Origin of the sequence: Sphingobium mellinum (genome assembly GCF_037860795.1) — a bacterium.
Taxonomy (GTDB): domain Bacteria; phylum Pseudomonadota; class Alphaproteobacteria; order Sphingomonadales; family Sphingomonadaceae; genus Sphingobium; species Sphingobium mellinum.
In genome coordinates this window covers 305,943-318,017 of the sequence record NZ_JBANRK010000001.1, presented here as the reverse complement: position 1 = coordinate 318,017, position 12,075 = coordinate 305,943, and the positions used below count along the sequence as shown (strand labels likewise).

At 64.7% G+C, this 12,075-nt stretch carries 7 protein-coding genes and 1 pseudogene; 6 read left to right on the top strand and 2 right to left on the bottom strand.

What is annotated here, in order from left to right; all coding sequences use genetic code 11:
• The 6 genes and pseudogenes from AAC640_RS01610 to AAC640_RS01585 form a co-directional block, all read left to right on the top strand.
• Window positions 1-2,304, top strand: a pseudogene (locus tag AAC640_RS01610) (hypothetical protein); the annotation flags it as partial.
• Between the two features lie 37 nt (window positions 2,305-2,341).
• On the top strand, window positions 2,342-3,046 hold the full coding sequence (locus AAC640_RS01605; RefSeq protein ID WP_340264331.1) for an OmpA family protein: 705 nt from the start codon (window positions 2,342-2,344) through the stop codon (window positions 3,044-3,046).
• Between the two features lie 13 nt (window positions 3,047-3,059).
• Complete coding sequence (locus AAC640_RS01600; RefSeq protein WP_340264329.1) at window positions 3,060-4,451, top strand: TolC family protein; 1,392 nt, start codon at window positions 3,060-3,062, stop codon at window positions 4,449-4,451.
• Window positions 4,452-4,508: 57 nt separating this feature from the next.
• The gene (locus AAC640_RS01595) at window positions 4,509-6,668 is read left to right on the top strand and encodes a type I secretion system permease/ATPase (RefSeq protein ID WP_340264327.1); all 2,160 of its coding nucleotides are present in this window, start codon (window positions 4,509-4,511) and stop codon (window positions 6,666-6,668) included.
• 35 nt (window positions 6,669-6,703) lie between these two features.
• Window positions 6,704-7,651: a cell wall hydrolase gene (locus tag AAC640_RS01590; RefSeq protein ID WP_340264863.1), complete on the top strand. Its 948-nt coding sequence runs from the start codon at window positions 6,704-6,706 to the stop codon at window positions 7,649-7,651.
• Window positions 7,648-8,922 (top strand): HlyD family type I secretion periplasmic adaptor subunit, encoded by a 1,275-nt coding sequence (locus AAC640_RS01585; RefSeq protein ID WP_340264326.1) that lies wholly within the window; start codon window positions 7,648-7,650, stop codon window positions 8,920-8,922. Before AAC640_RS01590 ends, AAC640_RS01585 begins: the two co-directional genes overlap by 4 nt.
• Window positions 8,923-8,925: 3 nt before the next feature.
• Here the strand turns inward: AAC640_RS01585 and AAC640_RS01580 are convergent, their stop codons facing one another.
• Both AAC640_RS01580 and parE read right to left on the bottom strand, forming a co-directional pair.
• The gene (locus tag AAC640_RS01580; RefSeq protein ID WP_340264325.1) at window positions 8,926-9,960 is read right to left on the bottom strand and encodes a transglutaminase-like cysteine peptidase; all 1,035 of its coding nucleotides are present in this window, start codon (window positions 9,958-9,960) and stop codon (window positions 8,926-8,928) included.
• A gap of 122 nt (window positions 9,961-10,082) precedes the next feature.
• Entirely contained in the window at window positions 10,083-12,056 is a 1,974-nt protein-coding gene (parE, locus tag AAC640_RS01575; RefSeq protein WP_340264323.1) for a DNA topoisomerase IV subunit B, read from the bottom strand.
• Window positions 12,057-12,075: the final 19 nt, after the last annotated feature.

The window sequence follows — 12,075 nt, the reverse complement described above, 5'->3', positions numbered from 1 at the left end:
TACCCAGGTTCGAACGGCACCGGTTTCGATGACAGCGTTCATGTCACGGTGAACGGTGTTGGCGGCACGACCGCGGGCGATGACCTGGTGGTCCACATCGTCGACGACACGCCGGCCTTTGGCTCTGTTCAGAGCCAGCAGACCGACAACATCATCGGGGCCAGCTATATCGCAACAGGCACACTGCACTTCACGCCGGGAGCGGATGGTTTTGGCAGCGTAACGGGCATCACATCGAGCACCACCGCCAAGTCCGGCGGGCATAGCCTGGTCTACAGCCCGCTGTCGGGCGGCGTTCTTTCTGCCTATCAGGATGCGAACGATAACGGCCAATATGATGCCGGCACCGATACGGTCAAAGTCTTCACGCTGTCGGCAAACCCCACAGCAGTGCCGCCGGGCGCGCCAAGCACCGATCATGCCGGGACCTACACGTTCCAGCTGCTCACGCCGCTTGATCCCACTATTACGCCCACCCAGATCGGCGGTTCTTCGGGCTTCGGTGCGGGACCGACGGGTGAGCAGCAGTTGAACGGCAGCTCTTCGACGCAGCATCTGGCGATCATCGACGGCTGGTCAACCAGCGCGTCGACCCTGGCGAGCGCCTTCAATCAGGCGACCTGGACGCAGCAGTCAGTCAATAGTTCGGTTGCGGGCTTCGGGATCAACAACAATAATCTGGACAGCGGCGAACTGTTCATTGCCGATTTCCACAATCAGAACGCGCCAGGCATCACCTTGCCGGCGGGACAAAGCAATCCATTCGGACCGCAGATCGCCTTTGCGACCTTTACCTTCTCGGGCTTCGGCGCGAACGACAAGGTGTATTACCAGTCGCATTATGAGGATGGGACGCTGGGTGCGATCACACAGGTCGACCCGACGAAATTCTCTTCCGGCGTGACGGTGAACGCGGCGCCTGGCGAATATCTCGATTACATCGTCTTCTACGACCAAAGCGGTAACGGTAAATTCAACCTGACCAATACCGGAACGGTATCCAGCACCGTCAACCAGCAGATCAACTTCACCCTGAGCGCCAGCGACGGCGATACCGATGTAGCGACCACGTCGACATTCCACGTGACCGTCGCGACGGGTGCCGTGCCGTCAAGTCCGGTGGCCCCGGTGGTTCTGGACCTTGACGGCAACGGCCTGCAATTCGTGCCGATTTCCAGTGGCGTGACGTTCGATTATCAGGGTGACGGCCATGCGCTGGCCACGGCCTGGGCTGGAGTGGGGGATGGCGTCCTGGCGCTGCAAAGCGGCAGCGGCTTCCAGGTCGTCTTTGGCGGCAATGGTTTGAGCGATCTTCAGGGACTGGCCGCCCAATTCGACAGCAACCACGATGGCCTGTTGGACGCTCATGATGCGAGCTGGTCGCAATTCGGCGCACTGGTGACCCAGGCCAATGGCAGCGAGCTGTTCGAAACACTCACTCAGCTCGGTGTCAGCAGTATCAAGCTGACGTCCGATGGTATCAGCTATTCGGCCGCCAACGGTGATGTCACCGTGCTGGGCGAAGCGAGCTTCGAGCGCACGGATGGTAGCAAGGGCACGGTGGGCGACGCCCTGTTCGCCACGGCGAAAGACGGCGACTACACGAAGCCCGCCGACACCACCGCCAGCAGCATCAACCAGGCGCTGCTCGCCGCGAGCCTGGTCGCAGTTGCGGGCGCGACCGAAACGGTCGAGCAGCAGCCGGCTCCGACCGTGACGGAAAGCCACACGACGGTGAGCGACCCGGTGCCGACCACTACGACTTCTGCCAGCGATCCGACGAGCACGACGGATGCCGCTCCTGCAACTGTCGCATCCACCGAAGATCAGACGACTCACACGGCCGACCAGCCCGTCGACCAGTCGAGCCACGGCGGCGAGGATCCGACGCCGCAGCACGCGACGCTGGCCGATGCCGCGGACGCTCATGCCGCGGTCAGCAGCGCTCCGGCCGAGCCGGCGCAGCCCGATCTGGGCACGCATCAGGGCCTGCTTGCGCAGTCGATCAACCTGCCGGCGGCTTTCGACGGCAATGCGGCCGCGCTCGTCGCGGCGGCGCACGCAGCAGGACCAGCAGGGCAAGTGGTCGCACAAGTCGTGGCCGAAGCGCTTGGCGCCCATGATGCGCCGCATATCGACGCGCTGCTCGCGGCGCTGCCGGGCGGGGACCATGCACCGGCGCCGATGCTGCTGAACCCGGTTGCTGCCGAAGTCGTGGACACCGGTCATTTCGCGGCCGCCGCGGCCGCCGTTTTCGAAGCGGCGATGGTGGCGCACGAGGCAATGGCGGTGGCTCATGCCTGATCTGAAAATCTCGCGGGAAAATATGGGGAGATGGAACATGCGAAACGGGGTGGGGAGGATTGCCTCCTTCGGCCTGCTGATGGGGATGATGTCGACGGCCGCTGTGGCCGCGCCGGCATCGCCCTTGCTGCAGATGGGGAAGGCTGAACTGAGCGGCGCGCTCAAGAACCGCTACGACACGGCGGTTGCCGCCGTAGGCGACGCCAGCGTGCGCGGCGCGCAGGACAGCCGCTGGACCTATGCAGTCGAAGCGAAGAACCAGTGCGGCATCGCTATCGGTTTCCTGAAATCCGGCACGAAGGATGCGGACAGCATCAACAAGTGCGACGACTTTGTGGCCCGCCTTTCGGCGCCGCCACCGCCGCCGGTGTCGGCAGTTTCAGCCCCACCCGCGCTGGACTGCACGGCGCCGGCGGTGTCCATCTTCTTTGACTGGAACATGGACACGCCGCTGGCCGAGGGGCTGACGACGATCGGCCAGCTGACGCAGACGGCCGCGCAGTGCGGTTGGAAGCACTTCGGGGTTACCGGATATACCGATACGTCGGGCAGCAACCGCTACAATGACGGCCTGTCGATGCGCCGGGCGCAGAATGTCGCCGGGGTCATGAGCCAGGGCGGCATCGCCATGGATGCGATGACCGTCAAGGGACTGGGTGAAACCCAGCTGAAGATCGAAACCGCAGACGGCGTCAAGGAACCGATGAACCGTCGCGTCGAAATAACCGCCAGTGCGAATTGAGGGGAGGCACGCCATGAAGATGATGAAGACATGCGGGAGCCTGGTCGCCCTCTGCGTAGCGGCGATCAGCGGCGCGGGGTGGGCCCAGACCACCGACCTCAAGAGCGCGATCGCCGCTGCGATCGACAGCCACCCGGAGATCAACCAAGCGATCCAGAACAAGGAAGCGATCGAGTTCGAACGTGAACAGGCCAAGGGGCTTGACCTGCCGCGCGTGAATTTCGAAGGGTCGGCCGGCGTTCGTCGGCTGGAAAATGCCACCCGTCGTGCGATCGGCATCGAAAATCAGACGCTCTATCCAGTCGAAGCGGATCTGGTCGCTGAGGAAACGCTGTTCGATTCGGGCTACCGCGGGGCGGAAAAGAGGCGCCAGGCGGCACGCGTCGACGGTGCGGCACTGCGGGTGGGTGAACGTTCGCAGTTCGTTGCGCTGAATGTGACGCGCCAATATCTCGATTATATGCTCCAGCAGCGCGTCGTGGCTGCGGCAGAGGATAATATCGCCTTCCACCGCAAGCTGCTCGGCGACCTGGGCGAAGGCGTTTCCAAAGGATCGATCAGCATCGCCGACCAGCAGCAGGCGCAGGAGCGCTATCAGGCTGCGCTCGTCCGCAAGAGCGAGGCGGAGCAGGACATGACCAACGCGGCGATCCAGTTTCGGACGCTGACCGGCCTGTCCATCGATCAGGTCACCATGCCGCCGCCGGTGGATAGCGCCGTGCCCCCGACACTGGACGAGGCGATCGCCGCCGCGCGCACCAACAATCCCCTGATCCGTGAGGCGGAAGCGGACATTCAGGCCGCGCATGCGGTGGTGGATGAGGCGAAGTCCGAAACCGGGCCGACGGTGCTGGTCGAGGGCAGGGGCCGGATCGGCCAGGACATGGATGGCTTCAAGGGCAACACCAACGACGTCCAGGGCCGGGTCGTTCTGCGTTGGCAGCTCTACAATGGCGGCATCAACCGGGCGAAGGTCCAGGAAATGACCCGCCGGGCGAGCGAGGCGCGTTTCCGGCTGAGCCAGCGTCAGCGCGAGTCGGAGGAAGATGTGCGCACCGCCTGGAACCGCCGCGATACCGAACGCAAGCGGGTCACGGACCTGACGACCCAGTCGACAGTGTCCGATTCGCTGCTGGTTTCCTATCGCGAGCAGTTCAATGTCGGCCGGCGTTCGCTGCTGGACGTGCTGGACAGCCAGAATACCCGCTTCAATACGCAGGTGCGGGCCGAAACCGCCCGCTTCTCCGAACTCTTCGCGCAATATCAGATACTGGCCGCGACCAACCAGTTGCTGGACACGCTGGGGATCGCGCCGCCTTCGGGCGCGAACGCCTACGCGCGCAAGAAATATGATGTTCCCGACCTGCCACCCGCCGAATTGCAGCGGCGGCGGTATCCGGGCTGAGTTTCCATATTTGGGGTCGTCACGGGCAGCGATGCCCGGGGCGGCGCGGGGTAAACAATGTTGGAACGAAGCACATTAAGTCTGGCCGAATGGCTGGACCATCAGGGCACGCCCAGTGACGAGCTGGTCGAATGCATCGCCCACGCGGCACGGCATTTCGACCGATCGCCGGGCATTGTCAGCCTGCGGGCGGGCCTCGCCGTCGACGAATCGGGGCGATTGCCTTTCCATCAGGCCGAGTCCGCGCTCGACCAAATCGGCCTGCTGAGCGATCATGTCCGGGGCCGGCTGGACAAGTGGCGGCCGGGTAACCTCCCGGCGATCCTGCCGTTGCGGGGCAAGCGCTTCCTGCTGCTGATGGATATCCGCCAGGGCGATGCACTGGTGCAGCTGCCCCACGCCAGCGAACCGGTCTGGGCGCCGCTGTCCGAACTGGAGGGCTATTTCACTGGCGAAGCGCTGGTGGTGATGGCCGATCACGGCCGCGAACGGGCGGAGGAACGCCCTTGGGATGAACGCGCGCGGCAGCACTGGTTCTGGCGCGAAGTGTGGCGCGCGCGGGGTTCTTTCGGCTATGTCATGCTGGCGGCGGCGATCATCAACCTGCTTGCCTTTGCGCTGCCGCTGTTCACGATGAACGTCTATGACCGGATTATTCCGAACAAGGCTGCCTCCAGCCTCTGGGTGCTTGGCGTCGGTGTGATGCTAGCCTTCAGCCTTGACTTCGCGCTGCGCCTGGCCCGTGCCCGGCTGGTGGACGAGGCGGGGCGCGAGATTGACGAGCGCCTGTCGCAGCGCCTGTTCGAAAAGGTGATGAACGTGCCGATGGCCGCGCGGGCGGGCAGCACCGGCGCGCTGGCGCGGCGCGTGTCCGAATTCGAAAGCGTACGCGAATTCTTCACCTCGACCACGGTCGTGCTGTTCGTCGACATGGCCTTCCTGTTCTTTTTCGTCGCCATCATAGCGTTGCTGGGCGGCTGGCTGGCGATCGTGCCGGTCGTGATGATGGGCATCATGGCGACCGCAGGCTTTTTCCTGCAGCGGTCGATGGGGAGACTGTCGCGCGACGCGCAGGCCGACGCCAGCCTGCAGAGTGCATCGCTGGTCGAGGCGATCGGCGGGATCGAGACGCTGAAGGCCTGCCGCGCCGAAGGGCGGATGCTGGAACGCTGGCGCCGTTATGCCCGGATGAGCGCGGCGACGCAGGAGAAGCTTCGGCGCCTCTCCTCCACGAGCGTCACGCTGGCATCGTTGTGCCAGCAGATGACCAGTATCGCACTCGTCATCGGCGGCTTCTATATGTTCGCAGCCGGCGAGATATCGATGGGGGCGATCATCGCCATCGTCATGCTGGCCGGGCGCTCGCTTGCCCCAGTGGGTCAGCTTGCCTTTGTGATCGTGCGGGCGCGCCAGGCGATCACGACGCTGGGCAGCCTGCAGACGCTGATCGACCAGCCCGACGAGCGGCTGGACGGCGCGCGCGGCATCATTCCCAAAATCCGCAAGGGGGCGATCGTCGCCCGCGACCTGGAGTTCGCCTATCCCGGCGCCAGCCAGCCCAGCCTGCGCGGCATAAACCTCAAGATCGAGCCGGGCGAGCGGATCGGCATCATCGGCCGGGTTGCCTCGGGCAAGTCGACGCTCGGCCGGGTGCTCTGCGGCCTCTATCCGCCCGCTGGCGGCGTGCTGAACATCGACGACGTCGACAGCCGGCAATATCATCCGCATGAATTGCGCTCCGCGTTCCGCTATGTCGGGCAGGATGCGGAGCTGTTCAGCGGATCCGTGCGAGAGAATCTGCTGCTTGGCGCGCGTGAGGCAGATGATGAACGCCTGCTGGATGCGCTGCGGCGATCCGGCGCATCCCGCTTCTTCGGGCGTGATGCGGCTGGCTTCGACCTTCATATCGGCGAGCGCGGCAACCGCCTTTCCGGCGGGCAGCGGAGCTTCCTGGTGCTGGCGCGCGCCCTGGTCGAGCCAGCCAAGCTGCTGTTCCTCGACGAACCCACCGGCGCGATGGACAACCAGACCGAAAATCTGTTCATCGATCATCTGCAAACGGCTCTGGAGCCGGGCCAGACGCTGATCGTGTCGACGCACCGCCATGCCTTGCTGCGCATCGTCGATCGCCTGATCGTGATCGATCAGGGCGTCGTCCTTGCTGACGGACCGCGTGACGAGATCATCGGGCAACTCCAGCGGGGAACGGGGCAATGAGCGCGCTTGTCCGAAGCGTGGGGATCGCCGCGCCCATGGCCTTGGTCGCTGCAACGGCGATGCTACGGCCGCACAGCGCGCCCATGCCCGCGATCCAGGCAAGGATCGTCGACGCTCCGCCGGCCATTCCGCGTCAATATCTGGCCCTCGTCGAGATGACCGAACAGGCCGAACCAGCAGTCGAAGGCGACAAGGCCCGCACGGAAAATCAGCGGCTAGGCTTCACCAGCATCCCGGTCGTGGCGGCCAGGCCCTTCCGGGCGCTGGCCAGCGTGGGCGAAGACCATGCCCGCGCGCTTCAGTGCCTGACGCAGGCCGTCTATTATGAGGCAGCGCGCGAGCCGGAAAGCGGTCAGCGCGCCGTCGCTCAGGTTGTACTGAACCGGGTGCGCCACCCTGCCTTCGCGAAGACGGTCTGCGGCGTTGTCTATCAACGTTTCGACGCCTCGGTCTGCCAGTTCAGTTTCGTGTGTGATGGATCGCTCGCCCGGCGGCCCTTGGGCGCGCTCTGGGACCGGGCGCGCCGGGTCGCTGCCGATGCGCTCGCCGGGCATGTGGAGCGGGAAGTCGGGACGGCGACCCACTATCATGCTGACTATGTCTTCCCGCGCTGGGCGCCGCATCTGGCGAAGCTCGCGCAGGTGGGCGCGCATATCTTCTACCGCTGGCCGGGGGGCTGGGGCCTGCCTGCCGCCTTTACCGGGCGCTATGCGGGGGGTGAGAGAATTCCTGCCTTTGATACTTCCCGCTTGCCCGTCGCGGCCCAGCCGGTGATCGATTATCCGCCGGTTGCGGCGCTGCCTGAGCGCCGGGCGGCCAATGATGTGGGTGGCCGGATGGACCCGACCAAAGGATGGAAGCTGTCCATCCCCGATCCTTCCGCAAGCGGCAATGCGCTTTCCGACCTGCTTGCCCGCCAGCAGAAGGCGCCGCCGGTCGCGCTCGCCGCCGACGACCATAATCTCCAAGGGGGGCAACCATGATTTCGCGTTGGGTACGCTGGCTGCGCGGCCAACCGGGCAACAAGCAGGTGATCCTCTACAGCGGCGGCGGCATGCTCGTCTTCCTGATGTGGGCGAGCTTCGCTCCGGTGGACGAGGTTACCCACGGTCAGGGAAAGGTCATCCCATCCAGCAAGGCGCAGGTCATCCAGTCGGCCGAGCCGACGACCATCGAGGAAATCCTCGTCCGATCGGGCCAGAAGGTTCGCAAGGGCCAGTTGCTGGTGAAGCTGGACGATGCGACGCTGGCGTCGGAACTGGGGCAGATCCAGGCCGAGACGCGATCGTTGACGGCGCGCGCCGGGCGGCTGGAAAAGGAAGGCACGGGGTCGGGCGCTGTTTGCGCGACGGGCGGCCCGGAATGCCAGCAGGAACAGGCCCTGGCCGCGGTCCGCCAGTCGGCGCTCCGCAGCAAGCAGGATGCCATGGCGGCACAGGTGGACCAGCGCCGCCGAGAGCTGGGAGAGGCGCAGGCGACCATAGAGAGCCTGAGCAGTAGCATCAGCCTTGCCCGCAAGCGGGTCGAGATGTTGGAGCCGCTCGCCGCCAAGTCGGTCGTCCCGCAGACGGAACTGCTCGATGCCCGGCGTGAATTGGTCGATGCTCAGGGTCGACTCGGCGCCGCGCAGCAGCAGGCGTCCCGCGCCTCGGCCGCGATTCGCGAGGCCCAAGCCCAGCTGTCCGAGGCCAATTTCCAATTTCGTCAGGACGCGCTGAACGAACGCAGTCAGCTTGAAGCCAAGATTGCGGTCAACAGCGAGTCCCTTCGGGGCGCAAAGGGACGGGCGCAGCGGGCGGAGATCCGCTCGCCCGTCGACGGCGTCGTCAATGACGTGCAGGTGACGACAATCGGCGGCTATGTCACCCCCGGCCAGAAGATCATGCAGATAGTCCCCGTCGGCGAAAAGCTGCTGGTGGAGGCACGGGTTAAGCCCAACGACATCGCCTTCATCAAGACCGGCGACCGCGCGGTGGTGAAAGTCACCGCCTATGATTTTTCCATCTATGGCGGCCTGAGCGGCACTGTGCAGCAGGTTTCCGCCGATAGCGTCTATGACGAAGCGACGCGCGAAGCCTATTTCACCGTGGTGGTGGAAACGGATCGCGCCTGGCTGGGTTCAGGCGCACATAAGCTGCCGATCACGCCGGGAATGGTGTGCGACGTCGAGATCCTGACCGGCCGCAAGTCAGTGCTGGCCTATCTGCTGAAGCCCATCATGAAAGCGCGATCGGAAGCTTTGCGGGAGCGGTGATGGTCAGCGCGCCGCGAACTGTACCGGTTGCGGGGTCTTGACCCGGTAGCCGTGGGTCCAGCGGCCGAAGGCATTGAAGCTCAGGATCGGCCGGTAGTCGCTGACGCTCGACGACGGCAGCACCTGGTCGGTCATGTCGTCGAGGATCATCAACTCCTCGCCGATCCTAACCGCCAGCACCGCATGGTCCGCTTGCCGCACCAGGTCGCGGGCGATCACCAGGAACATGGCGTGGCGGTCGAAGCCGGCTGCTTCCAGCAGCTTCATCTTGGCGATAGCATAATCCTCGCAATCGCCGGCCCCGCGCGTGAGTGACTGGGCGGCGGCGGCCCAGTTGTCGCTGCCCGCGCGATCGTCGACGAAGCGCAGCCGTTGGTTGACCCAGCTGTTTATCATTTCGACCTGTTGCGCCGGCCCGGCGGCGCGTGCGGCCTGAAGGATGCCGCTCCATACGCCCTTGCCGGTGATCGCAGGGCTGATGCTGGCCCATTTTCCATCCAGCGCAGTGTGCGACACCGCCATGGCAACAGAGCCGAACACGTCGGGTTGTCCTATGCGCGGCGCCGTGGTCGGGCGCAGGGTGGGCATGTCGACCGGACGTGCTGGCTGCGGGAGCAAGGCCGGAACCGTCAGTCCCCGCATGAAGGCAGGCATGAGGTCAGGTTGACGGTAGCCGGTCGCGCCGCGATCAAGCGTCAGTCGCACGCCCTGCAACTGCCAGCCAGGCAGCTTGCCCTGAAAATCGCCGATCCGCCTTTCATTGATGATCTCTTGAGGCGCGGCAGCGGACGACCAGGGTAGCGAAATCCCGCCACCTTGCTGCGCGCTGATTGCGGCGAGGCGGCTCATGCCCCCCGCTAACAGGGTCGAAGCGACGCGGTCCGCGTTGCCGTAGGCCTGGGTGCCCAGCGCGGCGGGCACGCCGATCATCACCGGCGCGGCTGCGCTCTGTGCGAAGGCTGCACTACTGGATGCGAGCAGCAGCGCTGATGTTGCATGGCGCGCGAAGCTGCGCAGGGTGGGGGCGAAGCCGGACATGCTTGCCGGTATCGCGGGAAAAATTGAACATCCGGTGCGCCGCGCTGGTTAATGCGGCGGTAGGCAAAAAATTGCCGGTCGCGGCCGAAAACTGCCGGCCGCGCCCGAAAATTGCCGGCAGATCAGGCGTCTATGGCTTCGTCGTCCAAAGTCGCGGCATTTTCCTGGATGAAGGCAAAGCGGTGCGCCGGATTGGTGCCCATCAGCCGGTCCACCAGTTCCCGCACCTGTTGTCGATCCTCGACATCGTCGGGCAGGGTGATGCGGATCAGCGTGCGGGTCCTGGGGTCCATCGTGGTTTCGCGGAGCTGACCGGGGTTCATTTCGCCCAGGCCCTTGAAGCGGCTGACCTCGACCTTCTTGCCCTTGAACTCCTTGGCGAGCAACTCCTCGCGATGGGCGTCATCCTTGGCGTAGAGGCTCTTGCCCCCTGCCACCAGACGATAGAGCGGCGGCTGAGCCAGATAGAGATGTCCCCTTCGCACCAGCTCCGGCATTTCCTGGAAGAAGAAGGTCATCAGCAGCGTTGCGATATGCGCGCCGTCGACGTCGGCGTCGGTCATGATGACTATGCGTTCGTAGCGCAGATTGTCGGGATTGCAGTCCTTGCGCGTGCCGCAGCCCAGCGCCAGGATCATGTCGGCGATTTCCTGATTGGCGAGGATCTTGGCGTTGTTGGCCGACGCGACGTTCAGTATCTTGCCGCGCAGGGGTAGGATCGCCTGCGTCTTGCGGTCCCGTGCCTGCTTGGCTGAACCCCCGGCCGAATCGCCCTCCACCAGGAAGATTTCCGTACCTTCGGGATCATCTGTCGAACAGTCAGTGAGCTTGCCGGGCAGGCGCAGCTTGCGCGCGGAGGTCGCGGTCTTGCGCTTGACCTCCTTTTCCTGCTTGCGCTTGAGGCGCTCGTCCATCCGGTCGAGGACATAGGCGAGCAGTGCCTTGCCGCGCTCCATATGGTCGGACAAAAAATGGTCGAAATGGTCGCGCACCGCATTTTCGACCAAGCGCGCGGCCTCGGGGCTGGTGAGACGGTCCTTTGTCTGGCTCTGGAATTGCGGATCGCGGATGAAGACCGACAGCATGATTTCCGACGATGTCACGATGTCGTCGGCGGTGATGTCCTTCGCCTTCTTGTTGCCCACCAGTTCGCCAAAGGCTCGGATGCCCTTCACCAGCGCTGCGCGCAGCCCCGCTTCGTGGGTGCCGCCGTCCGGCGTCGGGATGGTGTTGCAATACCAGCTGTAGCTGCCGTCGGACCAGAGCGGCCAGGCGACCGCCCATTCCACCCGCCCGGCAGACTCCGGAAAATCCTGGCTACCGGAAAAGAAGGCGCTGGTGGCGCATTCTCGCGTACCCACCTGCTCCTTCAGATGGTCGGCCAGGCCGCCTGGGAACTGGAACACGGCTTCGACCGGTGTGTCGTCGCTGATAAGTTCGGGCGCGCATTTCCAACGAATTTCCACGCCCGCGAACAGATAGGCCTTCGATCGGGCGAGGCGGTACAACCGGGCGGGCTTGAACTTCTGTTCCCCGAAAATTTCGTGATCGGGGATGAAGCTGACCGAGGTGCCGCGCCGGTTTGGCGCCCCGCCGACCTTTTCCAGGCCGCTGGTGGGCAGGCCCTGCGCGAAGCTCTGACGGAACAGTTCCTTGTTGCGTGCGACCTCGACCACGGTGACGACCGACAGCGCGTTCACCACGCTGATGCCCACGCCATGCAGGCCGCCGGAGGTCGCATAGGCCTTGTCCGTGAACTTGCCGCCCGAATGGAGCGTGGTCATGATGACTTCCAGCGCCGACTTGCCGGGGAATTTCGGATGGGGGTCGACCGGAATGCCGCGGCCGTTGTCGATGATGGTCAGCCGGTTGCCCGGCTCCAGCAGCACCTCGATCCGGGTTGCATGACCCGCGACGGCTTCGTCCATGCTGTTGTCCAGGACTTCGCTAGCCAGATGGTGCAGAGCCCGTTCGTCTGTCCCGCCGATATACATGCCGGGGCGGCGGCGCACCGGCTCGAGCCCTTCGAGAACTTCGATCGAGGAGGCGTCGTAACCGGGGGAGGTGAGCGGCTGGCTCGCGAACAGATCGGACATGCTCACAAGCTATAAGGGG

Bases quoted from the DNA above. Each gene is read 5' to 3' on its own strand.
- AAC640_RS01600 (WP_340264329.1), top strand. From the start codon at position 3,060: ATGAAGATGATGAAGACATGCGGGAGCCTGGTCGCCCTCTGCGTAGCG.
- AAC640_RS01595 (WP_340264327.1), top strand. From the start codon at position 4,509: ATGTTGGAACGAAGCACATTAAGTCTGGCCGAATGGCTGGACCATCAG.
- parE (WP_340264323.1), bottom strand. From the start codon at position 12,056: ATGTCCGATCTGTTCGCGAGCCAGCCGCTCACCTCCCCCGGTTACGAC.
- AAC640_RS01605 (WP_340264331.1), top strand. From the start codon at position 2,342: ATGCGAAACGGGGTGGGGAGGATTGCCTCCTTCGGCCTGCTGATGGGG.
- AAC640_RS01585 (WP_340264326.1), top strand. From the start codon at position 7,648: ATGATTTCGCGTTGGGTACGCTGGCTGCGCGGCCAACCGGGCAACAAG.
- AAC640_RS01590 (WP_340264863.1), top strand. From the start codon at position 6,704: ATGGCCTTGGTCGCTGCAACGGCGATGCTACGGCCGCACAGCGCGCCC.
- AAC640_RS01580 (WP_340264325.1), bottom strand. From the start codon at position 9,960: ATGTCCGGCTTCGCCCCCACCCTGCGCAGCTTCGCGCGCCATGCAACA.